Source organism: Kitasatospora sp. NPDC058162, assembly GCF_042884005.1.
Classification (GTDB): Bacteria; Actinomycetota; Actinomycetes; order Streptomycetales; family Streptomycetaceae; genus Kitasatospora.
The window spans coordinates 14,781-40,385 of the sequence record NZ_JBHVUS010000057.1 but is presented as its reverse complement, the minus strand read 5'-3'; the positions used below and the strand labels follow the sequence as shown (position 1 = coordinate 40,385).

At 71.3% G+C, this 25,605-nt stretch carries 19 protein-coding genes; 13 read left to right on the top strand and 6 right to left on the bottom strand.

Annotated features, from left to right (window positions below):
- Positions 1-246 precede the first annotated feature (246 nt).
- Positions 247-3,375 (bottom strand): isoleucine--tRNA ligase, encoded by a 3,129-nt coding sequence (ileS, locus tag ACFVXG_RS44235; protein WP_387936182.1) that lies wholly within the window; start codon positions 3,373-3,375, stop codon positions 247-249.
- A gap of 554 nt (positions 3,376-3,929) precedes the next feature.
- On the opposite strand from ileS, the gene ACFVXG_RS44230 reads away from it, so the two are divergent.
- The 4 genes from ACFVXG_RS44230 to ACFVXG_RS44215 all read left to right on the top strand — a co-directional run bounded on the left by ACFVXG_RS44230 (position 3,930) and on the right by ACFVXG_RS44215 (position 6,834).
- Positions 3,930-4,478, top strand: coding sequence for a TraR/DksA family transcriptional regulator (locus ACFVXG_RS44230; protein WP_387936181.1), 549 nt, complete (start codon positions 3,930-3,932; stop codon positions 4,476-4,478).
- 274 nt (positions 4,479-4,752) lie between these two features.
- The gene (gene lspA / locus ACFVXG_RS44225; protein WP_387936180.1) at positions 4,753-5,352 is read left to right on the top strand and encodes a signal peptidase II; all 600 of its coding nucleotides are present in this window, start codon (positions 4,753-4,755) and stop codon (positions 5,350-5,352) included.
- A gap of 80 nt (positions 5,353-5,432) precedes the next feature.
- Positions 5,433-6,371: an RluA family pseudouridine synthase gene (locus ACFVXG_RS44220; RefSeq protein ID WP_387936179.1), complete on the top strand. Its 939-nt coding sequence runs from the start codon at positions 5,433-5,435 to the stop codon at positions 6,369-6,371.
- A 1-nt stretch (position 6,372) separates the two neighbouring features.
- On the top strand, positions 6,373-6,834 hold the full coding sequence (locus ACFVXG_RS44215; protein WP_387936178.1) for a GNAT family N-acetyltransferase: 462 nt from the start codon (positions 6,373-6,375) through the stop codon (positions 6,832-6,834).
- Between the two features lie 68 nt (positions 6,835-6,902).
- Here the strand turns inward: ACFVXG_RS44215 and ACFVXG_RS44210 are convergent, their stop codons facing one another.
- On the bottom strand, positions 6,903-7,922 hold the full coding sequence (locus tag ACFVXG_RS44210; protein WP_387936177.1) for a mechanosensitive ion channel family protein: 1,020 nt from the start codon (positions 7,920-7,922) through the stop codon (positions 6,903-6,905).
- A 129-nt stretch (positions 7,923-8,051) separates the two neighbouring features.
- Here ACFVXG_RS44210 and ACFVXG_RS44205 point away from each other — a divergent pair, with 129 nt between their 5' ends.
- Both ACFVXG_RS44205 and ACFVXG_RS44200 read left to right on the top strand, forming a co-directional pair.
- Positions 8,052-10,883, top strand: coding sequence for an alpha/beta fold hydrolase (locus ACFVXG_RS44205; protein ID WP_387936176.1), 2,832 nt, complete (start codon positions 8,052-8,054; stop codon positions 10,881-10,883).
- Complete coding sequence (locus ACFVXG_RS44200; protein WP_387936175.1) at positions 10,880-11,734, top strand: ABC transporter permease; 855 nt, start codon at positions 10,880-10,882, stop codon at positions 11,732-11,734. Before ACFVXG_RS44205 ends, ACFVXG_RS44200 begins: the two co-directional genes overlap by 4 nt.
- 58 nt (positions 11,735-11,792) lie before the next feature.
- Here the strand turns inward: ACFVXG_RS44200 and ACFVXG_RS44195 are convergent, their stop codons facing one another.
- Both ACFVXG_RS44195 and ACFVXG_RS44190 read right to left on the bottom strand, forming a co-directional pair.
- Positions 11,793-12,401, bottom strand: a complete 609-nt coding sequence (locus ACFVXG_RS44195) for a TetR family transcriptional regulator (RefSeq protein WP_387936174.1) — start codon at positions 12,399-12,401, stop codon at positions 11,793-11,795.
- A gap of 204 nt (positions 12,402-12,605) precedes the next feature.
- Positions 12,606-13,844 carry an MFS transporter gene (locus ACFVXG_RS44190; RefSeq protein WP_387936173.1) on the bottom strand — a complete coding sequence of 413 codons (1,239 nt, stop codon included), beginning with the start codon at positions 13,842-13,844 and terminating at the stop codon, positions 12,606-12,608.
- Between the two features lie 144 nt (positions 13,845-13,988).
- Between ACFVXG_RS44190 and ACFVXG_RS44185 the strand changes: the two genes are divergently transcribed.
- Both ACFVXG_RS44185 and ACFVXG_RS44180 read left to right on the top strand, forming a co-directional pair.
- The gene (locus ACFVXG_RS44185; protein ID WP_387936172.1) at positions 13,989-14,372 is read left to right on the top strand and encodes an ArsR/SmtB family transcription factor; all 384 of its coding nucleotides are present in this window, start codon (positions 13,989-13,991) and stop codon (positions 14,370-14,372) included.
- Between the two features lie 95 nt (positions 14,373-14,467).
- Positions 14,468-15,046: a dienelactone hydrolase family protein gene (locus tag ACFVXG_RS44180; protein ID WP_387936171.1), complete on the top strand. Its 579-nt coding sequence runs from the start codon at positions 14,468-14,470 to the stop codon at positions 15,044-15,046.
- 63 nt (positions 15,047-15,109) lie between these two features.
- Here the strand turns inward: ACFVXG_RS44180 and ACFVXG_RS44175 are convergent, their stop codons facing one another.
- On the bottom strand, positions 15,110-15,556 hold the full coding sequence (locus ACFVXG_RS44175) for an Lrp/AsnC family transcriptional regulator (protein ID WP_387936170.1): 447 nt from the start codon (positions 15,554-15,556) through the stop codon (positions 15,110-15,112).
- A 93-nt stretch (positions 15,557-15,649) separates the two neighbouring features.
- On the opposite strand from ACFVXG_RS44175, the gene ACFVXG_RS44170 reads away from it, so the two are divergent.
- The 3 genes from ACFVXG_RS44170 (at position 15,650) to ACFVXG_RS44160 (ending at position 18,196) form a co-directional block, all read left to right on the top strand.
- Entirely contained in the window at positions 15,650-16,465 is an 816-nt protein-coding gene (locus ACFVXG_RS44170) for an LLM class flavin-dependent oxidoreductase (RefSeq protein ID WP_387936169.1), read from the top strand.
- Positions 16,462-16,899 (top strand): nucleoside deaminase, encoded by a 438-nt coding sequence (locus ACFVXG_RS44165; protein ID WP_387936168.1) that lies wholly within the window; start codon positions 16,462-16,464, stop codon positions 16,897-16,899. The genes ACFVXG_RS44170 and ACFVXG_RS44165 overlap by 4 nt, the downstream gene beginning before the upstream one ends.
- Before the next feature lie 121 nt (positions 16,900-17,020).
- Positions 17,021-18,196 (top strand): amidohydrolase family protein, encoded by a 1,176-nt coding sequence (locus ACFVXG_RS44160; protein WP_387936167.1) that lies wholly within the window; start codon positions 17,021-17,023, stop codon positions 18,194-18,196.
- 103 nt (positions 18,197-18,299) lie between these two features.
- Here the strand turns inward: ACFVXG_RS44160 and ACFVXG_RS44155 are convergent, their stop codons facing one another.
- Entirely contained in the window at positions 18,300-20,396 is a 2,097-nt protein-coding gene (locus tag ACFVXG_RS44155; RefSeq protein WP_387936166.1) for a transglycosylase domain-containing protein, read from the bottom strand.
- 448 nt (positions 20,397-20,844) lie between these two features.
- Between ACFVXG_RS44155 and ACFVXG_RS44150 the strand changes: the two genes are divergently transcribed.
- Positions 20,845-21,927 (top strand): hypothetical protein, encoded by a 1,083-nt coding sequence (locus tag ACFVXG_RS44150; RefSeq protein ID WP_387936165.1) that lies wholly within the window; start codon positions 20,845-20,847, stop codon positions 21,925-21,927.
- Between the two features lie 140 nt (positions 21,928-22,067).
- The gene (gene dnaE / locus ACFVXG_RS44145; RefSeq protein WP_387936164.1) at positions 22,068-25,601 is read left to right on the top strand and encodes a DNA polymerase III subunit alpha; all 3,534 of its coding nucleotides are present in this window, start codon (positions 22,068-22,070) and stop codon (positions 25,599-25,601) included.
- The last annotated feature ends 4 nt before the right edge of the window (positions 25,602-25,605 follow it).

Here is a 25,605-nt window from a genome sequence, read left to right as displayed (position 1 = left end):
CGTTGGCGGTCTGAAAATCACCCGTCACGCCCCTCTCCGCACCCACCCCCTCCACCGCCCCCTCCCGCAGCGCGTCCCTCTCGCCTTGGTGGGGGGTGGGGGTGGGGGGTGGGTGCTGTGGGTGGGTTGGTGCGGGTTGGGGGTTTGGTGCGGGTGCGCGGCTTTGCCTGTGCGCCCGCTGGTGGTTGGGGTGGGTATGGCGAAGCCGCCGGCACCCGGTGGGGTGGCGGCGGCTTCGGGGGGTGGTTAGGCCTTGCGGAGTTGGAAGGCGAGGCCGAGGGAGTCGTCGGTGAAGGTTTCGGAGGTCCAGTCGGCTGAGCCGGCGGCGAAGTCGGTGGCGAGGACCTCTTCGGCGACGAGGGGGCCGTGTTCGGCGATGGCTTCGGCGGTTTCCTCGGAGGTGGCGCGCCAGCGGAGGGTGATGCGGTCGGCGACGTCGAGGCCGGAGTTCTTGCGGGCCTCCTGGATCTGGCGGATGGCGTCGCGGGCGATGCCGAGGCGCTTGAGTTCGGGGGTGATGGCCAGGTCGAGGGCGACGGTGGCGCCGGACTCGTTGGCGACGGCCCAGCCCTCGCGGGGGGTTTCGGTGATGATCACTTCGTCGGGGGAGAGGGTGATCGTCTCGCCGTTGAGGTTGATGGTGGTTTCGCCGGTGGCGCGGAGGTCGGCGGCGAGCTGGGCGGCGTTCGTGCTGGCGACCGCCTTGGCGACGTCCTGCACGCCCTTGCCGAAACGCTTGCCGAGGGCGCGGAAGTTGGCCTTGGCGGTGGTGTCGACGAGGGAGCCGCCGACCTCGGCGAGGGATTCGAGGGTGGCGACGTTGAGCTCCTCGGCGATCTGCGCGCGCAGGTCGGCGGGCAGCTCCTCCCAGCCCTGGGCGGCGACCAGTGCGCGGGAGAGCGGCTGGCGGGTCTTCACGCCGGACTCGGCGCGGGTGGCCCGGCCGAGTTCGACCAGGCGGCGGACCAGTGCCATGTGCCGGGAGAGGTTGTCGTCGATCAGGGTCTCGTCGGGCTCCGGCCAGGTGGCCAGGTGGACGGAGGCCGGGGCCTGGGGGTCGGTGGGGACGATGAGGTCCTGCCAGACCTGCTCGGTGATGAACGGGGTGAGCGGGGCCATCAGGCGGGTGACGGTCTCCAGCGCCTCGTGCAGGGTGGCGAGCGCGGCGGCGTCGCCCTGCCAGAAGCGGCGGCGGCCGCGGCGGACGTACCAGTTGGAGAGGTCGTCGACGAAGCCGGAGAGCAGCTTGCCGGCGCGCTGGGTGTCGTACGCCTCGAAGGCCGCGTCGACCTCGCGGACCAGGGTGTTCAGCTCGGAGAGCACCCAGCGGTCCAGCTGCGGGCGGTCGGCCGGGGCCGGGTCGGTCGCGGAGGGCGCCCAGTTCGAGGTGCGGGCGTACAGGGCCTGGAAGGCGACGGTGTTCCAGTAGGTGAGGAGGGTCTTGCGGACCACCTCCTGGATGGTGCCGTGGCCGACCCTGCGGGCCGACCAGGGCGAGCCGCCGGCGGCCATGAACCAGCGGACGGCGTCGGCGCCGTGCTGGTCCATCAGCGGGATCGGCTGCAGGATGTTGCCCAGGTGCTTGGACATCTTGCGGCCGTCCTCGGCCAGGATGTGGCCCAGGCAGACGACGTTCTCGTAGCTGTTCTTGTCGAACACCAGGGTGCCGACCGCCATCAGCGTGTAGAACCAGCCGCGGGTCTGGTCGATCGCCTCGGAGATGAACTGCGCCGGGTAGCGCTTCTCGAACAGCTCCTTGTTCTGGTACGGGTAGCCGTACTGGGCGAAGGGCATCGAGCCCGAGTCGTACCAGGCGTCGATGACCTCGGGCACGCGGGTGGCGGTGCCGCCGCAGTCGCGGCAGGCGAAGGTCACCGCGTCGATGTACGGGCGGTGCGGGTCGAGGGCGCTCTGGTCGGTGCCGGTGAGCTCGCTGAGTTCGGCCAGCGAGCCGACGCAGGTGAGGTGGTCCTCCTCACAGCGCCAGATCGGCAGCGGGGTGCCCCAGTAGCGGTTGCGGCTGAGCGCCCAGTCGATGTTGTTGTTCAGCCAGTCGCCGAAGCGGCCGTGCTTGACCGTCTCCGGGAACCAGTTGGTGGCCTCGTTCTCGCGGATCAGCGCGTCCTTGACGGCGGTGGTCCGGATGTACCAGGACGGCTGCGCGTAGTAGAGCAGCGCGGTGTGGCAGCGCCAGCAGTGCGGGTAGCTGTGCTCGTACGGCAGGTGGCGGAAGAGCAGGCCGCGCTCCTTGAGGTCCGCGACCAGGGCCTCGTCGGCCTTCTTGAAGAACTGGCCGCCGACCAGCGGGACCTCGGGGGCGAAGGTGCCGTCGGCGAGCACCGGGTTGACCACCGGCAGGCCGTACTTGCGGCAGGTCGCGAGGTCGTCCGCGCCGAAGGCGGGGGACTGGTGGACGATGCCGGTGCCGTCCTCGGTGGTGACGTAGTCGGCGTTGAGGACGTAGTGGGCGTTCTCGATCTCGACCAGGTCGAAGGGGCGGCGGTAGGCCCAGCGCTCCATCTCGGCACCGGTGAAGGACTCGCCGGTGGCCTCCCAGCCCTCGCCGAGGGCCTTGGCGAGCAGCGGCTCGGCGACGACCAGCTGCTCGGTCCCGTCGGTGGCCACCACGTAGGTGACCTCCGGGTGGACGGCGGCGGCGGTGTTGGAGACCAGGGTCCACGGGGTGGTGGTCCAGACCAGCAGGGCGGCGCGGCCGGCCAGCGGGCCGCTGGTCAGCGGGAAGCGGACGAACACCGAGGGGTCGACCACGGTCTCGTAGCCCTGGGCCAGCTCGTGGTCGGACAGGCCGGTGCCGCAGCGCGGGCACCAGGGGGCGACCCGGTGGTCCTGGACCAGCAGGCCCTTGTCGAAGATCTGCTGGAGCGACCACCAGACGGACTGGACGTACGACGGGTCCATCGTCCGGTAGGCCTCGTCGAGGTCGACCCAGTACCCCATGCGGGTGGTCAGCTCGGCGAAGGCGTCGGTGTGGCGGGTCACCGAGTCGCGGCACTTGGCGTTGAACTCGGCGATGCCGTACGCCTCGATGTCCTGCTTGCCGGAGAAGCCGAGCTCCTTCTCGACCGCCAGCTCGACCGGGAGGCCGTGGCAGTCCCAGCCGGCCTTGCGGGCGACGTGGTAGCCCTTCATGGTCCGGTACCGGGGGAAGACGTCCTTGAAGACGCGGGCCTCGATGTGGTGGGCCCCGGGCATGCCGTTGGCGGTCGGCGGACCCTCGTAGAACACCCACTCGGGGCGGCCCTCGGACTGCTCCAGGCTGCGCTGGAAGACCTTGTTGTCCTGCCAGAAGGAGAGGATCTGGTGCTCGAGGGCGGGGAGATCGACCTGTGCGGGGACGGGGTTGTAGGTGTTCATCGCGGGTGTCTACCTCCGGCGGATGCTGGGACTGAATCCTCCGGAGGGACGAGACGGCCTTCGCCGACCCGCGGTACCACCCTCCTTGGCCGCGGTGGTGCGTTGCGGCCCTCTTGTTTGGGCTTGCTGCCGGGTCTAGTGGGCCGCTGTCGTGCGGCCGTTCTTCCGGCGGCTCCGGGGTGATCTTCCCGTCGTGCACACCCCCGGGCTCGCACCGTCCCCGGGTCGCTGGTGGCTGCGTACGTCGGTACTCGTCCCATCTGCGCCTTGCAGGGCCAAGTGTATCGGCCGGGCGAGACGGTTTGTCCAAGGGGATTCGGGGGAGTGTGCCTCGGGAGTGCTGTTTGGGCAGGTCGGCGGGGGCGGTTAGGCGGGGGTGAGGTGGGCACAAGTCTGTCAGCGCGGGGCGTGGCGGCTGGGGCGGCTGCCTGGGTGGGATCATCCTGAGGCGCCGGTATGTCATGTTGTGACCGGTTTTGATCGGGATTATCGTTCCGGCACTGGAGGCCGCCGGGAACCGGCGGCTCGGTTCGTTCGTAGATGGGGTCGAAGCCATGGCTGAGAAGGCAACCGGCGCGGGTACCGCCACCAAGCGGGCACGCAAGGCCGTGGCGGCCGATCCAGGGGAGGGGACCGTGACCACTACCGCACCTCAGAACACGAGTACCGACACCGTCACCGTGCCGCGCGGCGCGGAGTCGGTCGACCCGGCCACGCTGCCGGTCCGGCCGGGCGAGGACCCCTGGACCTCGGAGGAGGTCCACGAGCTGCACGACGAGCTGATCAGTGACCTGGAGCGGCTGCGCGGTGAGATCGACGCCGCCGAGGCGGCCATCTCCGGCCTGATGCGCGACTCCAACGACGGAGCCGGCGACGACCAGGTGGACGCCGGTACGAAGAACATCTCGCGGGAGAGCGAGCTGGCGCTGGCCAACAACGCGCGGGACAGCCTCGCCCAGACCGAGCGGGCCCTGGAGCGGCTGGAGGGCGTCGGGTTCGGCACCTGCGAGTCCTGCGGACAGGCCATCGGGAAGGCCCGGATGCAGGCCTTCCCCCGGGCCACGCTGTGCGTGCAGTGCAAGGCGAAGCAAGAGCGTCGCTGAGGGGAAGTCGACGTGCGGCGTCGAGGGGCGCCGGTGGTAAGAGGAATCGACGGCAAGAGGCGGTAACGGGGCGACGGGGTCGGGGGTCCGGGGCGACGCCAGGGGGCGGGCTTGCCGTACGCTCGACCCCGTAACCTCGCCTGACTCGTCGGTAAGGACGCGGTCAGGCCCTCACCGGCTCACATCGGCAGCGGAGCGGATCATCAGTACGCAAGGTTCCCCCCAGACCCGGGACGACGCCGTCCCGAACCCCGCCGATGGCGTGGAGGTGACCGTGGCCGAGTCCACCGGGCCCGTGGAGCCGGCCTCCGCGGATGCGGACAGCGGGGCGGCCGCCGCGGGCGGTGCCACCGCGGTGGAGAAGCCCAAGGGCCCGCGCCGGGTCGGGGTGCTGCTGGTCGTCGCGGTCCTCGCGTTCCTGATCGACCTCGCCAGCAAGCTGCTGGTCGTCGCCAAGCTGGAGAACCACGCGGCGATCAAGGTGATCGGCGACGTCGTCACCCTCCAGGTGATCCGCAACTCCGGCGCCGCCTTCGGCATGGGCCAGGCGCTGACCATCGTCTTCACCATGATCGCCTCCGCCGTCATCGTGGTGATCTGGCGGATCGCCCGCCGGCTGTACAGCCTCCCGTGGGCGATCGCGCTCGGGCTGCTGCTCGGCGGCGCCCTCGGCAACCTCACCGACCGGCTGTTCCGGGCACCGGCGGTCTTCCGCGGCCACGTCGTGGACTTCATCTCGGTCCAGCACTTCGCGGTCTTCAACCTCGCCGACTCGGCCATCGTCTGCGGCGGCATCCTCGTGGTGTTGCTCTCCTTCCGGGGCAGCAACCCGGACGGGACCGTCCACCAGCAGGTGGAGAAGAGCGGGAAGTAGCCCTCCGGCGGTAGGCCTTCGGCTCTGGCTGGAGTAGCGAGGGGGAAGGGGCGCGGCGCCTTTCCGGCATACTCGTACGGGTGAGTACCGCAGCGCAGATCCGCAGCCTCCCCGTACCCGACGGCCTGGAGGGCGAGCGTCTCGACGCCGCCCTCGCCCGGATGTTCGGCTTCTCCCGGACGAAGGCCGCCGAGTTGGCCGCCGAGGGCAAGGTGACGCTCGACGGCGCCGTGGCCGGAAAATCGGACCGGGTGACCGCCGGCTCCTGGCTGGAGGTCGAGATCCCGGCCCCCGCCGCCCCGGTGCAGATCGTGGCCGAACCGGTCGAGGGCATGCGGATCGTCCACGACGACGACGACATCGTGCTGATCGACAAGCCGGTCGGCGTCGCCGCGCACCCGAGCCCCGGCTGGACCGGCCCCACCGTCATCGGCGGGCTCGCCGCGGCCGGCTACCGGATCTCCACCTCCGGCGCCGCCGAGCGCCAGGGCATCGTGCACCGGCTGGACGTCGGCACCTCCGGCCTGATGGTCGTCGCCAAGTCCGAGCGGGCCTACACCGACCTCAAGCGGCAGTTCCACGACCGGATCACCGACAAGCGCTACCACACGCTGGTCCAGGGGCACCCGGACCCGCTGAGCGGCACCGTCGACGCCCCGATCGGGCGCCACCCCAGCTCGGACTGGAAGTGGGCGGTGACCCGCGACGGCAAGCCGTCCGTCACCCACTACGACCTGATCGAGGCGTACCGGGCGGCCTCCCTGATGGCGATCAAGCTGGAGACCGGCCGCACCCACCAGATCCGCGTCCACATGTCCGCGCTGCGCCACCCCTGCGTCGGCGACCTGACGTACGGCGCCGACCCGACGCTGGCCAAGCGGCTCGGGCTGACCCGGCAGTGGCTGCACGCCGTCTCGCTCGGCTTCGAGCACCCGGCGGACGGGCAGTGGGTCGAGTTCAGCAGCGAGTACCCGGCCGACCTGCAGAAGGCGCTGGACATCATCGCGGCGGAGAGCTGAGATGACGGTCTCCGTGCGGGTCGCCGAGGGCGAGGCGGACCTGGAGCTGGTGCGGGCGGTCCGGCGCGAGGTGTTCGTCGTCGAGCAGAACGTGCCGGAGGAGCTGGAGTACGACGAGTACGACGCGACCTCGGTGCACGTGCTGGCCGTGGGCGCGGACGGGACCGGGCTCGGGACCGGCCGGCTGATCTTCGGTGACCAGGCGCGGAAGCTGACCGGGGGCGTCGACGGGCGGGTGCTGCTCGGGCGGCTCGCGGTGGTGGCGGCGGCCCGGGGGACGGGGCTCGGGGCGGACCTCGTCCGGGCGATCGAGGCGGCCGGGCGCGAGCGCGGGGCCGTCGAGGTCGAGCTGCACGCGCAGGTGCAGGCGCTGGGGTTCTACGAGCGGCTGGGGTACGTGGCGGAGGGGCCGGTGTACGACGATGCCGGGATTCCGCACCGGACGATGACGAAGGTGCTTTAGCGCGCGATTTCCCCGCGTCCCTTTCGGGGGCGCGGGGATTTTTTGTTGGGGGAAGGGAGGGGAGGGGGTCAGCCTTCGGTGGTGCGGAGGCGGGGGAGGGCGTGGGGGTGCTCGTCGCGGAGGTGGGCGATGAGGTGTTCGCGGATGTCGAAGCGGAGCTGGGCGGCGTCGTCGGGGGTGCGGGCGGTCATGGTGGCGCGGACCACGATGGTGCTGGGGGTGGTGTCGGTGACGTTGAGGGCCCACTCCTGGCCGTCCCACAGCGGGTGCTGTCGCAGGCGGGTGTGCAGGGCGGTGCGGAGTTCGTCCACGGGGGTGCTGTGGTCGAGGTGGAGCAGGACGCCGGCGAGCAGGCCGGGGTCGCGGCGGGTCCAGTTCTCGAAGGGCTTGTTGACGAAGTAGGAGACCGGGACGATCAGCCGGCGGTAGTCCCAGAGCCGGACCACCAGGTAGGAGAGGGTGATCTCCTCGACGGTGCCCTGCTGGCCGTCCACCACCACGGTGTCGCCGATCCGGACGGTGTCGCCGAAGGCGATCTGGAGGCCGGCGAAGAAGTTGCCCAGGGTGCTCTGGGCGGCGATGCCGGCCACGATGCCGATCAGGCCGGCCGAGGCGAGCAGGCTGGCGCCGATGGTGCGCATGGCGGAGAAGGTCAGCAGCATCACGGCGAGGGTGACCACGACGATCACCGCGCTGACCACCCGGCGCAGCATGCTGATCTGGGTGCGCACCCGCTGCACCCGGGACGGGTCGTCGGTGACCGCCTCGTAGCGGCGGAGCAGCGCCTCCAGGACGGCGGCCGCCACGCGGACGGTGAGCCAGCCGAGGGAGGCGAGCAGGAGCAGCAGGACCAGGTGGCGGGAGCCCTCGTCCTCGGTCAGGTGGAAGATCCGCTTGAGCGGGTTGACGGCGAGCAACAGGGCTGAGACGACGGCGAGTTGGAGCGGGATCCGGCAGCGGCGGAGCAGTGCCCAGACCGGGGCCTCCGGGTGGCCGGCGCTGATCCGCTGGAGGACCTGGTCGACGGTCCAGCCGACCGCGAGGGTGGCGGCGACGGTGGCGAGCAGGGTGATCAGCGGCCAGAGCACGGGACCTTCTCGGGGCGGGGGGAGAGTCGGGTGAGCCGTACGATACCGGCGCTCAACGGGCTGAACCGGGTGAAATGGGGTGGCGGCTTTATCGGGCACCTACCCGTGCGGCGGATACGATCTGCCCCCATGGAGTTCGGTGGGGCATGGCGTCGGTGGCGCGGCCGGGGAACGTCGGTGCGGCGCAAGCTGCTGGCCGGGGCGGTGGCCCTGGTGGCGGTCGCCGGGGTCGGCACGGTGGCGGTGGCGTCCGGCGGTGAGCAGGCGGTCCATCAGGAGGATCGTTTCCTCAGCATGCCGGAGACACCCGGCAGCGCTCAGCAGGTCCAGGTGGACACCTCCTTCTTCACCACCGGCACCAGTCCGCGACCCGCCGTCCTGCTCGCGCATGGCTTCGGCGGCTCCAAGGAGGGCGAGCGGGACCGCGCCCAGCAGCTGGCCCGGCAGGGCTACGCGGTACTGACCTGGTCCGCGCGCGGTTTCGGGCACTCCGGCGGGAAGATCGGGCTGAACGCGCCCGACCGGGAGGTCGAGGACGTCAAGCACCTGGTGGACTGGCTCGCCCAGCGCCCCGAGGTGCAGCTGGACGCACCCGGCGACCCGCGGGTCGGGATCACCGGGGCCTCGTACGGCGGGGCGATCTCGCTGCTGGCCTCGGCCTACGACCACCGGATCGACGCGGTGGCCACCCAGATCACCTGGTGGAACCTGGCCGACGCGCTGTTCCCGCAGGGGGTGCAGGGCTCGGGCGCGGCGGACGGCGTGTTCAAGAAGCTGTGGGCCGGGATCTTCTTCACCACGGGCTCGGCGGGGGACCTGGGGCCGTCCGGCGGTGCGCCGCGGAGTGGAGCCACCGCTGGGAGCGGTGCCCAGCCGGGCGCGGCGGCCGTGGACGGGCAGGTGGGCTGCGGGCGGTTCCTGGACTCGCTCTGCCAGATGTACGACCGGGTGGCGACCGCCGGGCACGCCGACCCGGAGGCCGTCGCGCTGCTGGACAAGTCCAGCCCGTCCTCGGTGGCGGCGCAGCTCAAGGCCCCCACGCTGGTGGTGCAGGGGCAGCAGGACTCGCTGTTCCCGCTCGACCAGGGCGACCAGATCGCCCGGGCGGTCGCGGCCAACGGCGCGCCCGTCTCGGTGGACTGGTTCGCGGGCGGGCACGACGGCGGGACGGACACCAGCGCCCGGGTGGACGACCGGGTCACCGCCTGGTTCGACCACTACCTGAAGGGGCGAGGCAACGACACCGGGCCGCAGTTCCGGGTGACCAGGACCGGCGGGGTCGACTCGACCGGCTTCCAGGCCGTGCTGCGCGGCGCCGACGCCGACCGGTACCCGGGGCTGGGGGGCACCGGGACGCGCTCGATCGAGCTGACGGGCGGGGAGAAGCCCGTCGCCAATCCGCCCGGTGGGGCGCCGCCGGGGATCTCGACGCTGCCGGGGATCGGCGCGCTGAGCCAGGCGGCCTCGCTCGGGGCCGGGCTGTCCCTGGACTTCCCCGGGCAGAACGCGGCCTTCGAATCGGCGCCGCTGGAGAAGTCGCTGCACCTGACCGGGCAGCCGACCGTCCCGGTGCGGGTGAAGGCCGACCGGCCGGACGCGGTGCTGTTCGCGAAGCTGTACGACGTCGGGCCGGACGGCAAGGCGGTGCTGCCGCAGCAGCTGGCGGCCCCGCTGCGGGTGACCGGCGCGGACGCGGAGGCCGGGCAGACGGTGACGGTCCGGCTGCCCGCCGTGGACCACGACTTCCCGGCCGGGCACCGGCTGCGGCTGGTGCTGGCGTCCACCGACCTGGCGTACGCCTCGCCGGCCGAGCCGGCCACCTACCGGGTGGCGGTGGCCGGGGCGCTCACCGCGCCGACCGTCGGGGAGCTGGTCACGGAGGCGGCGCCGCTGCCCGCGCGGACCTGGATGCTGCCGCTGGGCGCCGTGGTGGTGGCCGCCGGGCTGGTGCTGCTGCCGCTGGTGCGGCGGCGTCGGCGTTCGGCGGGCGGTGGGGCGGGGTCGTCCGGGCCGTCCGGGCCGGAGTTCGATCCGGAGCTGGCCGGGGTGCCGCTGGTCATCAGTGGCCTGAGCAAGCGCTACAAGGGCTCCCAGGACCGGTACGCCGTACGGGAGTTGGGCTTCCGGGTGGAGCGGGGCCAGGTGCTCGGCCTGCTCGGCCCGAACGGGGCGGGCAAGACCACCACGCTGCGCATGCTGATGGGGCTGATCCGGCCCGACGCCGGGGCGATCCGGGTCTTCGGGCACCTGATCCGCCCCGGGGCGCCGGTGCTCTCGCGGGTCGGGGCCTTCGTCGAGGGCGCGGGCTTCCTGCCGCACCTCACCGGGCGGGCCAACCTGCGGCTGTACTGGCAGGCCACCGGGCGGCCGGAGGCCGACGCCCGCTTCGACGAGGCGCTGGCGATCGCCGGGCTCGGCGAGGCGCTGGACCGCGCGGTGCGGACGTACTCCCAGGGCATGCGGCAGCGGCTGGCCATCGCGCAGGCGATGCTCGGGATGCCGGACCTACTGATCCTGGACGAGCCGACCAACGGGCTGGACCCGCCGCAGATCCGCGAGATGCGCGAGGTGATGATCCGGTACGCGGCCGCCGGCCGGACCGTCATCGTGTCCAGCCACCTGCTGGCCGAGGTCGAGCAGAGCTGTACGGACCTGGTGGTGATGGACCGCGGGCGGCTGGTGACGGCCGGGCCGGTCGGCGAGATCGTCGGCGCCGGTGAGCTGCTGATGATCGGCGTGGCCGCGGGCTGCGACCCGGAGTCGGTGGTCGAGAAGGTCGGTGCGCTGGCCGGGGTCGGCTCGGCGGAGGCCGTCGAGGGCGGGCTGCTGGTCCGGCTGGACGGGCTCGCGGCGAGCGAGCTGTTGGCGGAGCTGGTGCGGCTGGGGGTGCCGGTGGAGAGCGCCGGACCGCAGCGGCGCCTGGAGGACGCGTTCCTGTCGTTGATCGGAGGTGCGGCGTGAGCGCCGCTACGACGGACCACGCGGAGGGCTACCGGGCGAGCCGGACCCTGCCGCTGCGGGTCGAGGCGATGCGGCAGCTGCGCCGGCGCCGCACGCTGGTGATCGGCGGGGTGCTGGCGGCGATGCCGTTCGTCATCCTGGCGGCGTTCCAGATCGGCGGCACCCCCAGCCGTCCGGACCGGACCACCTTCATCGACCTGGCCACCGCCTCGGGGGCCAACTTCGCCGTCACCATGCTGTTCGTCGGCACCGGCTTCATGCTGGTGATCCCCGTCGCGCTGTTCTGCGGGGACACCGTGGCCTCCGAGGCCAGCTGGTCCTCGCTGCGCTACCTGCTGGCGGCGCCGGTGCCGCGGGCGCGGCTGCTGGCGCGCAAGTTCGCGATCGGGCTGGCGTTCTCGGCGGTCGCGATCGTCATGCTGCCCGCGATCGGGCTGGTCGTGGGCACGGTGGCGTACGGGTGGGGGGACTTGAAGCTGCCCGCCGGGGCCAGCCTGCCGGCCGGGGAGGCGCTGCCCCGGATCGCGATCGCGGTGGCGTTCGTGTTCCTGAGCGAGCTGGTGATCGCGGCGTTGGCGTTCTGGCTGTCGACGGCGACGGACGCGCCGCTGGGGGCGGTCGGCGGGGCGGTGTTCCTGTCGATCATCACCGGGGTGCTGGACGCCGTCACGGCGCTGGGCGACCTGCGGGAGTGGCTGCCGGCGCACTGGCAGTACGCGTGGGCGGACGCCTTGCAGCCGCAGCTGGAGTGGGGCGGCATGGTGCAGGGGGTGTCGTTGTCGCTGTCGTACGCGGTGGTGCTGCTGGCGCTGGCGTTCCGCGGGTTCGCGCGCAAGGACGTGGTGTCGTAGCGGCTGGGCCGGTCGGTCGGGGTGTGGGGTTCCCGGGTGCGGGGGGTGTGGGTGGGGCTCAGGGCAGGGCGGGGGACGGGGTTCCGGACAGGGCGGTGAAGAGGAGTCGCCACAGCGGGTCCCCGTCGGGGGTGCAGGAGTCGTTGGTGCCTTCGGTGCCTTCGGTGCGGGTGTTCAGCTGCCCGCGGATCACGATCAGCAGCAGCTCGGCGACCAGCGGCGGGCAGTGGTCGGGGAAGCCGCTGTCGCGCTGGGCCCGGCGGACCAGGTCGGTCAGGGCGACGTGCATCTCGGCGAGGACGTTGTGGGGGGACTGCGCCAGTTCGGGGCAGTCCACGGCGAGCCGGAGGGCCGCGCGCAGTCGGATGTCCGAGCGCAGCCGGTCGGCGAAGCCCACCACGATGCCTTCGAGTGCCCGGGCGGCGTCGGCGTCCGGGGTGTCGTACTCGGCCCGCAGGCTCGTCCAGGTGGTCCGGGACTCCTGGATCAGGGCCCGCGCCAGTGACGCCTTCGACGGGAAGTGGCCGTAGAGCGCGCCCTTGGTCATGCCGATGCGGTCGGCCACGGTGTTCAGCGTGGTGCTCTCGTAGCCCTGAGCGGCGAAGATCTCGGCCGCCGCGGTCAGGACCTTCTCGCGTGTGCGGCGCGCCCGTTCCTGTTTTGCCATGCCCCTGCCCTCCGTCGTCGGCGACAGCTCATACATACCATCGGGATGGAATGTTGTTGCAAAGCTGTCCTTCTGAGGGAGGGCTGGTTCAGTGGGGCGCGCCGCGGCTCGTCGTGACGGGGGCGGGAAACCTACCTAGAGGAAGGAATCTTGCGAACGCCTGTGCGGTGTCGGGGTGGTCGGCGCGGCCCCGTGGACGGACCGTCAGGACCGGTCGGTCGCCTCGCGCCCGGCGGTCAGGACCACCAGGCCGCCGAGGACGGCCAGGCCCAGCAGGACGGCACCGAAGACCGTGGCGCCGGTGGTCAGGCCCACCGCGTCGCTGAGGTAGCCGGCCGAGACGGGCAGGAGGCCGGCCGGGAGGTAACCGCCCACGTTGAGCGCGGCGTTGGCCTCGGCGAGGCGCTGCGGCGGGACGCCGGCGTTGAGCAGTGACAGGCCGCCGAGCTGGCCCATGCCCTGGCCGGCGCCGGCCAGCAGGGCGGCGAGGACCAGCGCCGTCAGCGTCCCGGTGTGCACGGCGACGACCAGGGTGACCATGCTCAGCGCGGTGGCCGTCGCACCGGCCGTCAGAACGGTACGGCGGCGCAGCCGCTGGACGGCGAACTGCACCCCGGTCGCGGCCAGGAACATCCCGAAGGCCATCGCGCCGGCGAGGATCCGGTCGGTGCTGCCGAGCAGGCCGGACAGCAGCGAGGGGCCGAGCGAGAGCACGAACGAGGTCGCGGTGATCCCGGGCGCGAACACCGCGATGCCGAGGGCGAGTTGACGGCCGTTGCCGCGCGGGACGGCGGGCACCCGGATCCAGGCGCCCCGGCCGCGGGACTCCGGGCGGCGCACCGGCATCCGCAGCACGACCAGCACCGCGCCGGACAGCAGCACGGCCTCGACCGCGAAGACGGTACCGGTCGGCGCGGGCGCCAGCTCGGAGAGCAGTCCGGCGAGCAGCGGGCCGAGCCCGGCGCCGAAGACCATCGCGCAGGAGGCGAGCAGGGCGGCGAGCCGCTTGCGCTCGGGCCCGGCGACGTCGGTCACCGCGGCCATCCCGGCCGAGACGACGGCGCCGACCGCGATGCCGGTGAACAGCCGCGCCACGATCAGGGCGGCGACGCTGGTGGCCGTCCCGAAGATCAGGCAGGCGGCGAGCCCGAGTGCCAGGGCGGGCAGCAGGACGGGCTTGCGACCGATCCGGTCGGAGAGCACGCCGGAGACCAGCAGCGAGCCGATCAGGCCGACGATGTAGAACGCGAACACCACGGTCAGGGTGCCCTTGGAGAAGCCGATGTCGTGCTGCCAGAGCACGTAGAGCGGGGTGGCTGCGTTGGACAGCACGAAGACGGCGGTGACGGGCCAGGCGGCCAGCCAGATCCACCACAGGGGGGTGGGTGGGTTCGGTGCGGCGCCGGTTGGGGTCAGGGTGGAGGCGGTCCTGGTTGCGGGCATGGCGGGTCCCTCCCGAGGAGTGCTGCGGGCTCCGCAGCTGTACGAGTTGAGTCGAACTTAGCATCCAGTACGATTGAAGTCGTACTGGAATCCGGACATCGCATCGCGAGCTGTCGAGCTTGCCGAGCCGAGGAGTTGAGGACTGTGCCCGAGTCCACGAGCGCCGCTGCCGCACCCGCCGTCAGGGTGCTCCCCGAGCCGCCCGGACTGCCCGAACCGCTGCCCGAGCCGGGCCGCGACGAGCTGCGGCTGGAGACCGTCCTGGGCGCGCTCAGCGACCCGCTGCGGCTGACGATCGTCCGCAAGCTCCTGCTGGAGTCCGAGGACTACGACCACTCCTGCGGCTGGTTCGGCCTCGACCGGCCCAAGTCCTCGCTCACCCACCACTTCAAGGCGCTGCGCGAGGCGGGGGTCACCCGCCAGCGCCAGTACGGGCTGGAGCGCCGCAGCCAGGTGCGGGTCGAGGACCTCGACGCCCGCTTCCCCGGGTTGCTCGGCCTGGTGGCGGCCTGGACTCCGCAGGGCTGACCAGGGCCCGCGGGGCTCTGGTGTGGGGGCTTGGCGACCGGGTGCGGGATCATGGGTGGGTACCCCCGCAACCGTTCGCCGAAGGACCCGAAACCGTGGCCCAGATCGTCCTCTTCCACTCCGCCAACGGCCTGAGCCCGGCCGTCCGGGCCGCCGCCGACCGGCTGCGCGCCGCCGGGCACACCGTGCACACGCCGGACCTGTTCGAAGGACGCACCTTCGACGACGCCGAGGCCGCGCAGGCCTTCCAGGAGGAGATCGGCGGCGGGGACGAACTGCTGCGCCGCGCCGTCGTCGCCTCCGCCCCGCTCTCCGAGGGCGGGCTGGTGTACGCCGGGTTCTCGCTCGGCGGCGCGATCGCGCAGAACCTGGCGCTCGCGGACGAGAAGGCGCGCGGGCTGCTGCTCCTGCACGGCACCTCGGACCTGCGCGAGGACGCGGTGACCTCGATCCCCGTCCAGCTGCACATGGCGGAGCCGGACCCGTTCGAGCCGGAGGACTGGCTGAACGCCTGGTACCTGCGGATGCTGCGGGCGGGCGCGGAGGTCGAGGTGCACCGCTACCAGGGCGCCGGGCACCTGTTCACCGACCCGGACCTGGACGACTACGACGCGGAGGCCGCCGAGCGCGCCTGGGCGGCGGCGCTGGACTTCCTGGCGGACCTGGAGGCGTAGGGCCCTGGCGCGCGCCCGTGATGTTCGCCGCCCGGCCGCGTGGGGTCGGGCGGCAGACGGGCCCTAAGGGCGGGCCGGGCCGCGGCGGGGGAGGGTCTGGCTGTAGACGACGCTGGTGGTGGTGGAGCCGAAGCCGGCCAGTGAGTCGACCAGGGTCTCCAGGTGCTCCATGGAGGTCGCGGCCACCTTGAGGGTGTAGCAGTCCTCGCCGGTGGTGCGCACGCACTCCAGGATCTCGCGGCGCACCGAGAGCAGGTGGTGCAACGGCTGGTGGCGGTTGCCCGGGTACTTGAGGCGGACCACGGCGAGCACCGGGTAGCCGACCTTGGCCAGGTCGACGGTGGCGTGGTAGCCGGTGATCACGCCCAGCGACTCCAGGTTCCGCACCCGCTCGGTGGTGGCGGACGGGCTGAGGTTGACCCGGCGGCCCAGCTCGCTGAGCGAGATCCGGGCCTCCTGCTGGAGCTGGTCGATGATCGCCCAGTCGGTTTCGTCGAGGTTCACGGCCATTCCGCGAGATTACCGGGAGAATCACGGCTGAGGGCTGCTTCTGCCGTGATCATTGGGTTCCGGCCCGGATGCGGCCGGGAATAGCCTCGTGGCATGCAACTTGGCGTCAACGTACCGAACTTCGGACCCGGGACCGACCCGGGCGTGCTGCGCGACTGGGCGCGGGTGGTGGAGGGCCTCGGGTTCGACCTGCTGATGGTGTCGGACCACGTCGCCGTGACGGCGGACGTGGCCGCACGCTACCCGGAGCCCTTCTACGACCCCTTCGCCACCCTGTCCTGGCTGGCGGGGGTGACCGACGGGCGGCTGCGGCTGGGCACCACGGTGTTGGTGATGCCGTACCGGCACCCGCTGGTGGTGGCCCGGACGGCGAGCAGCCTGCACCGGCTCAGCGGCGGGCGCTTCGTGCTCGGGGTCGGAGTCGGCTGGGCGCGGCAGGAGTTCGAGGCGCTCGGAGTGCCGTTCGGCGCGCGGGGGCGGCTCACGGACGAGTACCTGCGGGCGGTGCGGGACTCCTGGGCGAAGCAGGGGGAGGGCGCCGCCGCGCCCGTGTGGGTCGGCGGCCACAGCGAGGCGGCGATGCGGCGGGTGGCCGAGTTCGGCGATGCCTGGCACCCGCTGCGGCTGTCGATGGACCAGATGCGGTCGGTGCTGGAGCGCCACGAACTGCCGGGCTTCGCCCCGCGGATCGCGCTGCGGCTGACCGGGGCGCCGCTGGACGCCCCGGACCGGCCCGCCGGGACCGGCGACCTGGAGCAGATCATCGGTGACCTGCGGGAACTGCGCGCACTCGGCGCGGAAGCCGTGGTGCTGGACCCGTACCATGCCGACCCGGAGGAGACCCGCCGGCCCGAGACCGCGTGGCGGGCCCTGACGGCCGTGGCCGAGGAGTGGAGGAGGACGTCGTGATCACGACCGCTGACGAGGCGCTGCTGCGGCGCGCGATCGGAATCGCGGCGCGGGCCGTGGAGTCGGGCGACGCGCCGTACGGCTCGCTGCTGGCCGGGCCGGACGGGACGGTGCTCGCCGAGGCGCACAACACCGTCCGGCGGGACGAGGACATCACGGCGCACCCGGAGTTGAAGCTCGCCCGGTGGGCGGCCCGGGAGCTGGACGCGGAGACGGCCGCCCGCACCACCATGTACACCAGCTGCCAGCCCTGCGGCATGTGCGCGGGGGCGCTGGTCCGGTCGGGGATCGGGCGGGTCGTGTACGCGCTCGCGACCGAGCAGTTGGTCGGGCTCAACCCGGCGTCGGGGGACTGGCCGGTGGTGGCGCAGGAGGGGCCGGCGCTGTTCGAGGAGGCGCGGGTGCCGATCGAGGTGTACTACCACGGGGGTTGAGGCGGGGCCTGGAGCCGTTCGAGCGATGGGGGGATTCGACACCCGCGCGCACGGCGCGTTCTGACGGTTCGTCGGCTAACTCTTCTGTGTGGCATCACGCGTCACTACGTGGAGGCAGCACATGAGGAGCAATCGTCGGATCACCAGGCGGTTCACCGCCGTCGCGGTCAGTGCGGCCGCGGCGGCGGTCGTCGTCTCACCGGCCGGGGCGGGGGACGCGCTGGCGGCGGCCCGGGCCTGCTACGACCGGGCCAAGCAGCCGTACACCTCGGTGGTCGACGGCCACCTGCACTTCCGGCCGTTCGGCGGGCGGGCGATCCCCTTCGAGGAGGTCACCGGGTACCTGCAGAAGAGCGGGGTCCACTACGCCAACATGTTCGGCATCGGGCAGGTGCTGCCCTCCGACTCCGACTGCACGTACTACCTCGACTGCCCCGGCACCCCCGTACGGCCCCGGATGCGCAACGACTTCGCCAACGCCGAGAGCCTGCGGGAGAACCGGCCCGAGGACCCGAACCTCACCCTCTCCATGACGTTCATGGATCTGCACCACCCCGAGACCGTCCCCGACGGGATCGCCTTGCTCGACCGCGAGTACCCCGGGATGTTCCGGTGGGCCGGCGAGGTCAACGTCATCAAGCAGGCCATCCTGCCGAACCTCGCCGAACCGGCCACCAGCGAGGACATCCCCAAGTGGGCCCCGTTCATGAACGCCTACCGGGAGCGCGGGATCCCGATCACCTTCCACTCGGACATCGGCAACGACGCGGAGCCCACCAAGTACCTCCACCTGATGGAGGAGATCCTCGCGCAGTACCCCGACAACAAGATCGTCTGGGCGCACATGGGCCTCTCGAAGGAGCTCGCCCAGCTGGACCCCGACGAGCACATCCGCATCCTGGACCGGATGCTCGACGCACACCCGAACCTGACCGTGGACCTGAGCTGGCGCGTCCTGGAGGACCTCTACTTCAGCCGGCCCGGCGTGCGGGAGAAGTACGCGGCCTTCCTCGACCGCCACCCCACCCGGGCGATCACCGGGACGGACTTCGTGGCCGCGCGGAACAAGGACTACTCCGTCTACGAGCAGGAGTTGGAGGTCACCAGCCGGATCAACCGGGCGCTGGGCGACGAGGCCTTCCGGGACATCGCGCTGGGGCAGAACTACTTCCGGCTGCTGGGGCTGAAGGACGTGGCGCCCCGGGTCTGCCGCTCCCGGCCGCACTCGCACGTCGCGGTGGAGCAGGGGGCCGCGGGGGCGGCTCCGGCGGCGGTCGTCGCGGGCGACGAGGACTGAGGGGGTCGGGGGAGGGGCCGGGGGAGGGGCCGGCAGGGCTGAGCAGGGCCGGGCGGGTTGAGCGGGCGGCCCCTCGGAGGTGCGAGGGGCCGCCGGGGGTCGGTCAGTTGTCCTGGTTGTCCTGGTTGGACGGGGAGCGGGTGCCCGTGGGCGTCCCGGAGCTGCTCGGGTCGGGCTTCGTCGGCACCACCTGGTCCGGGATGTCGGCCATCGGCAGGGACTGCTTGGGCGTGCCCTGGAGGGCGTCGTCCATGGCGTCCCGCCAGATCGGGGCGGGGCCGTCGGCGCCGAACACCTCGGGGAAGTGATGGTCGTTGATGGTGATGTCGCGCATCTCGACGCCGCCGTCCGGGCCGCCCAGCCAGACCGCCGTGGCCAGCTGCGGGGTGTAGCCGTTGAACCAGGCGGCCTTCTTGTGGTCCGAGGTGCCGGTCTTGCCGGCGATCTGCCGGCCGTCCTTCAGGTAGATGCGGGCGGCGGTGCCCTTGTTCTCCGTCACCCCGTTCAGGATGGTGTTCATCGCCCGGGCCGTCGAGTCGGAGAACACCTTGTCGCAGTGGCCGGCCGGGACGGGGACCTCCTTGCCCTCCACGGTGCTGATCCTGGTGATGGCGACCGGGTCGCAGTGGGTGCCCCCGGCGGCGAAGGTCGCGTAGACGTTCGCCATGGTCAGCGGGCTCATCTCCTCGACGCCCAGCGCCATCGCCGGGACCTCCTCCAGGGGCTTGCCACTGGCCTTGGCGGTGATGCCGAACTTGTTGGCCATCTGCTTGACCGCGCAGAGGCCGATCTCCTGCTCCATCTCCACGAAGTAGGTGTTGATCGAGAGGGCCATCGCCTCCTTGAGCTGGTACGGGCCCTTCTCGCCCGAGTTCTCGTTGGGCACCACCGTCTTGGGGCGGGCGTCGTTGCGCCACGTCCCCTCGCAGGTCTTCATGTTCGGGTACGGCAGCTGGTTCGGCGCGTCGTACGGCTGGGTCGGCGGCAGGCCCGCCTCCAGCGCCGCGGCCGCGACGATCGGCTTGAAGGTCGAACCGGGCTGGAAGCCGTTGCCGCCGCCCATCGCCTGGTCGACGTTGAGGTTGACGACGGTCTGGTTCTTCTCCTTCACCAGGCCGTACGGGCGGGTCTGGGCCATCGCCACGATCTTGCCCGTCCCGGGCTCGATCATGGTCGCGGCGGCGGAGACGGTGTCGGTGACCTTCACGTTGCCGCTCACCGCGTTCTGGGCGGCGGCCTGCTTGTCCGGGTCCAGGGTGGTGTAGATGTTCAGGCCGCCCTTGTCCCAGAACTTCTTCCGGTCCTCCGAGCTCTTGCCGAAGGCCGGGTCCTGCTTGACCACGTGCCGGACGTAGTCGCAGAAGAAGCCCATGCCGGCCTTGGCGGTGATGCAGCCGTTCTGCGGGTCCTTGTACTTGAGGCCCAGTGGGGCGGCCTTCGCCTCCTGCGCCTGCTGCGCGGTGATGTGCTTGTTCTCCAGCATCTTGTCGATGACGGTGTCCCGGCGCTTCTGTGCCGCCATCGGGTGCAGCTTCGGGTCGTACTGGGCCGGGTTCTGGACCAGGCCCGCCAGGGTGGCGGCCTCCGCGATGGTCAGATCCTTGTTGCTCTTGCTGAAGTAGCGCTGGGAGGCGGCCTCCACGCCGTAGGCGCCGTTCCCGTAGAAGGTGATGTTGAGGTAGTTGGTGAGGATCTGGTCCTTCGGCAGCTCCTCGTCCAGCTTGATCGCGATCTTGAGTTCCTGGATCTTGCGTCCCAGGGTCTTGCGCTGCGCCTCCTTGACGGCGTCCTTGTCGTCGCCGGCGTTCTCCACGTTGACGTTCTTGACGTACTGCTGGGTGAGGGTGGAGGCGCCCTGGGAGGTGGTGCCGCTCTCCGCGTTCTTGCCGAGCGCGCGCAGGACGCCTTTGAGGTCGACGGCGCCGTGCTCGTAGAAGCGGGCGTCCTCGATGTCGACCTGGGCGTGCCGCATGAAGGGCGACATCTGGTCGGCGGTGAGGACGGTGCGGTCGCGCTCGTAGACCTTGGCGATCAGGCCGCCCTTGGCGTCGAAGATCTGGGTGGCCTGGGTGAGCGGCGGGGTCTTGAAGTCGTCGGAAATGTCGTCGAAGCCCTCCGCGGTGCTCTTGGCGGTCAGCCCGACGCCGCCGGCGACCGGCAGCACGAGGCCCGCCAACAGCACCCCGGAGACGACGCTCACACCCAGGAAGGTCGCACCGAAACGGGCAAGCCGAAGCGGCGAGTTGCGAGCCGGACGGTCATCCGTGTCATCGGAGGAATTCCGTATCGGCGAGAGATTCGATTCCATTCCGGAATGCTAACTCTCGCTCCTTGCTGGTCGAACGACTTTTCGCGCGGGACTGTCACGGCTGTGCAACAGATGGGGAAGGCTGGCTCGATAAGGGAAATCGCATACGAACTGAATGGATATGGGGACAATTCTCTGGTGCGTACTCGATTCGACGCCCCGGCGGGCGCGGCCTTCCCCTCCCCGTAACCCCCTCCATCACCTTGATGCGGTGGGAGGGGTGAAACGTTGCGCCCGCGCTGAGGGGGAGTCATCCCCGTGCCCGGTTCAACGGGACGCAGGGGTCGGTGCGTTCACGGTGGCGGGTCCGGCCGGCGGGGGCTGCGGCAGGATGGGGGGTGTGGCAGAGCGGAGATACGAGTACGCACCGGCGGGGACACTGCCGGGGTTGTTGCAGCGCGGCCGGGGTCTGGGGGCGCGGATGGCGGCGGAGGACCCGGAGGCGGCCGCCGAGCTGGTGTACGGCTGCATCCGGTGGGAGTGGCGCTGGGACCGGCAGGTCGACGATCGGCACCTGTACCTGGCGCGGCTGATCCGGGACCTGGAGCTGCCGCTCGGCCCGGTGGTCGAGCTGCTGGCCGATGAGGACGAAGACACCCGGGACCGGGCGACCGGCGTGCTGGAGTTGCTGGTCCAAGGGGGCTCCGAGCAGGCCGGGGCAGCACTGCCGGGGTACGTCCCGGACGAGGAGGACCCGGCTCCCCGGCGTCGGCAGCGGCCGCCGGACCCCTGCCCGGACCGGGACAACGCGAGCCTGCTGGACCAGCTGCGCGACCCGGCGGCCTCCGAGGGTGCCAAGGGGGCGGCGCTGTGCGCGCTGTCGCGGCGCCGGGTGCCGGAGCCCGCGCTGATCCCACTGGTGCCCGCGCTCGGCGCCGCCGACGGTACCCGGCAGCTGCCGTACCTGAACCGGGCGCTGGAGCCGCTGGCCGAGCGGGCGGTGCCGGCCGCCCGGGAGTGGGCGGTCTCGGGCCAGGAGTGGCTCGTCTGGCTGGGGACGGGGGTGCTGGCCGCCCACGGTGACGAGAGCGACGTGCCGCTCCTGCTCGCCGAGCTGGAGCGGCACTGGGTGGACGAGAGCTGGTGCGGGCCGGACGGCCTGGCGCGCGGGCTGGCGCGGTTCGGGCCGGGGGCGGGCGGCGCGGTGTCGCTGCTGCGGCGGTTCTGGCTGTACACCCCGCACTCGTACGAGCGGGCCGCGTACCTCGAAGCCCTGGCGGCGATGGGGTCGGCCGGGATGGACCAGGCCTTCACCGAGTCGCTCTGGGACTGCGAATCCGGTGCCCGGCTGTCGGGGGTCGAACACGCTCCGGAACGGCCCGAGGTGGGAGCCCGGCTGCGCTACCTGCGCGACGATCCGATGGAGGAGAGGGAGGTCCGGGAGGCAGCGGGGCGACGTCTCGCCGAGGGCTGGGCGGGCTAGAGTGGACGCGTGAACGCGTGAGTGATGGTCCGGACCCCGAGAGGTGTTCCGGGCCACCTCCATTTCCAGGGCTTCTCCCCCTGTGACCAGCGCGTTCGCCGGCCCACCAGATCAGCACCAGAGCCTCCGGAGGCCCCGCCTTGAGCGATCAGCCGTTCGCGCATCTGCACGTCCACACCGAGTACTCGATGCTGGACGGTGCCGCCCGGCTGAAGCAGATGTTCAAGGAGGTCGAGCGGCTGGGGCAGACCCACGTCGCGATGACCGACCACGGGAACATGTACGGCGCCGCCGAGTTCCACCGGCAGGCGACCGACGCCGGGATCACGCCGGTGATCGGCATCGAGGCGTACGTGGCGCCCGAGTCCCGCTCCAACACCAAGCGCATCCTGTGGGGCCAGCCGCACCAGAAGCGGGACGACGTCTCCGCGTCCGGCGCGTACACCCACAAGACCATCTGGGCCCGGAACAAGGAGGGCCTGCACAACCTCTTCAAGCTGACCTCGCGCTCCTACGCCGAGGGCTGGCTGGTGAAGTGGCCGCGGATGGACAAGGAGCTGATCTCCGAGCTGTCCGGCGGCCTGATGGCCACCACCGGCTGCCCCTCCGGCGAGGTGCAGACCCGGCTGCGGCTGGGCCAGTTCGACGAGGCGGTGAAGTCCGCGGCCGACTACCAGGACATCTTCGGCAAGGAGAACTACTTCCTGGAGCTGATGGACCACGGTCTCGACATCGAGAAGCGGGTCCGCGACGGGCTGCTGGAGATCAGCAGGAAGCTGAACATCCCGCCGGTGGTCACCAACGACTCGCACTACACCACCGAGGCCGACGCCGGCGCCCACGACCTGCTGCTCTGCGTGCAGACCGGCAAGAACCTCTCGGACCCGGACCGCTTCCGCTTCGACGGCACCGGCTACTACATCAAGTCCGCCGCCGAGATGTACGCGCTGGACTCTTCGGACGCCTGGCAGGAGGGCTGCCGCAACAGCCAGCTGCTGGTCGCCTCCCGGGTCGACACCGAGGGCATGTTCAAGTTCAAGAACCTGATGCCCCGGTTCCCGATCCCGGAGGGCTTCGAGTCCGAGGCGGACTTCTTCAAGTCCAAGGTCTGGGAGGGCATGGACTGGCGCTTCCCGGACGGGTACGACGAGGAGCACAAGAAGCTCGCCGAGTACGAGATGGACACCATCATCCAGATGGGGTTCCCGGCGTACTTCCTGGTGGTCGCCGACTTCATCATGTGGGCGAAGAGCCAGGGCATCGCGGTGGGCCCGGGCCGTGGTTCGGCGGCCGGTTCGCTGGTCGCGTACGCGATGGGCATCACCGACCTCGACCCCATCCCGCACGGCCTGATCTTCGAGCGCTTCCTCAACCCCGAGCGCATCTCCATGCCCGATGTCGACATCGACTTCGACGAGCGCCGGCGCGGTGACGTGATCCGGTACGTGACGGAGAAGTGGGGGTCCGACAAGGTCGCCATGATCGTCACCTACGGCACCATCAAGGCGAAGGCCGCCATCAAGGACTCCTCCCGGGTCCTCGGCTACCCGTACGCGATGGGTGACCGGATCACCAAGGCGATGCCGCCGGACGTCATGGGCAAGGGCATCCCGCTGTCCGGCATCACGGACAGCAGCCACCCCCGCTACAGCGAGGCGGGCGAGATCCGCGGGCTGTACGAGAACGACCCGGACGTCCGGAAGGTCATCGACACCGCGCGCGGCATCGAGGGCCTGATCCGCCAGCCCGGCGTGCACGCGGCCGGCGTCATCATGTCCGCCGAGCCGCTGACCGACCACATCCCGGTCTGGACCCGGCACACCGACGGCGTCACCATCACGCAGTTCGACTACCCCACTTGCGAGGGCCTCGGCCTCCTCAAGATGGACTTCCTCGGCCTGCGCAACCTGACGATCATGGACGACGCCGTCAAGGCGATCGAGAAGAACAAGGGCGAGAAGATCGAGCTGCTCAAGCTGCCGCTCGACGACAAGCCGACCTACGAACTCCTCGCCCGCGGCGACACGCTCGGCGTCTTCCAGCTCGACGGCGGGCCGATGCGCTCGCTGCTGCGCCTGATGAAGCCCGACAACTTCGAGGACATCTCCGCCGTCCTGGCGCTGTACCGACCGGGCCCGATGGGCGTCAACTCCCACACCAACTACGCGCTGCGCAAGAACGGGCAGCAGGAGATCACCCCGATCCACCCGGAGCTGGAGCAGCCCCTGGAGGAGGTGCTCCGGCCCACCTACGGCCTGATCGTCTACCAGGAGCAGGTGCAGAAGGCCGCGCAGATCCTGGCCGGCTACTCGCTCGGCCAGGCCGACCTGCTGCGCCGCGCGATGGGCAAGAAGAAGAAGGAGATCCTGGAGGCGGAGTTCGTCCCCTTCCAGAAGGGCTGCCGCGAGCGCGGATACTCCGACGCGGCCATCCAGGCGGTGTGGGACGTCCTCGTCCCCTTCTCCGGCTACGCGTTCAACAAGGCGCACACCGCCGGGTACGGGCTGGTCTCGTACTGGACGGCGTACCTCAAGGCCAACTACCCGGCCGAGTACATGTCCGGTCTGCTCACCTCCGTCAAGGACGACAAGGACAAGTCGGCGGTCTACCTCAACGAGTGCCGCAAGATGGGCATCCAGGTGCTGCCGCCGGACGTCAACGAGTCGGACTCGGACTTCACGCCGCACGGCAGCGAGACCGTCCGGTTCGGCCTGACCGCGATCCGCAACGTCGGCGGGCCGGTGGTCGAGTCGATGATCCGCACCCGGAAGGCGAAGGGGAAGTTCGTCTCCTTCCCGGACTTCCTGGAGAAGGTGGAGTCGGTGGTCTGCAACAAGCGGACCGTCGAATCGCTGATCAAGGCCGGGTCCTTCGACTCGCTCGGGCACACCCGCAAGGGCCTGAGCGCGCAGTTCGAGCCGATGATCGACAACGTCGTCGGGGTGAAGCGCAAGGAGGCCGAGGGGCAGTTCGACCTCTTCGGCGGCGACACCGCCACGGACGAGCCGAGCTTCGGGCTGGACGTCGTCTTCTCCGAGGAGGAGTGGGAGAAGTCCTTCCTGCTCACCCAGGAGCGGGAGATGCTCGGCCTGTACGTCTCCTCGCACCCGCTGCACGGCATCGAGCACGTGCTCGCCGACAAGGCGGACTGCGCGGTCGCGGACCTCGCCGAGCGGCCGGACGGGACGATCGTCACCATCGGCGGCATCATCTCGGGCCTCCAGCGGAAGATGACCAAGCAGGGCAACGCCTGGGCGATCGCCACCGTCGAGGACCTGGCGGGCTCGATCGACTGCATGTTCTTCCCGGCCAGCTACCAGCTGGTCTCCTCCCAACTCGTCGAGGACGCCGTGGTGTTCGTGCGCGGCAAGCTGGACAAGCGGGAGGACGTGCCGCGGCTGATGGGCATGGAGCTGTCCGCCCCGGACCTCTCCAACGCCCACGCCGAGGCGCCGATCACCATCAACATCCCGACCGGGAAGGTCACCCCGCCGCTGGTCGCCCGGCTCAGCGAGGTGCTGACCCACCACAAGGGCACCACCGAGGTGCGGGTGCGGCTGGAGGGGCGCACCAAGACGACGGTGCTGCGGCTGGACCGGCACCGGGTGAAGTCCGACCCGGCGCTGTTCGGGGACTTGAAGCAGCTGCTCGGGCCGAGCTGCCTGTCGGTCTAGCAGG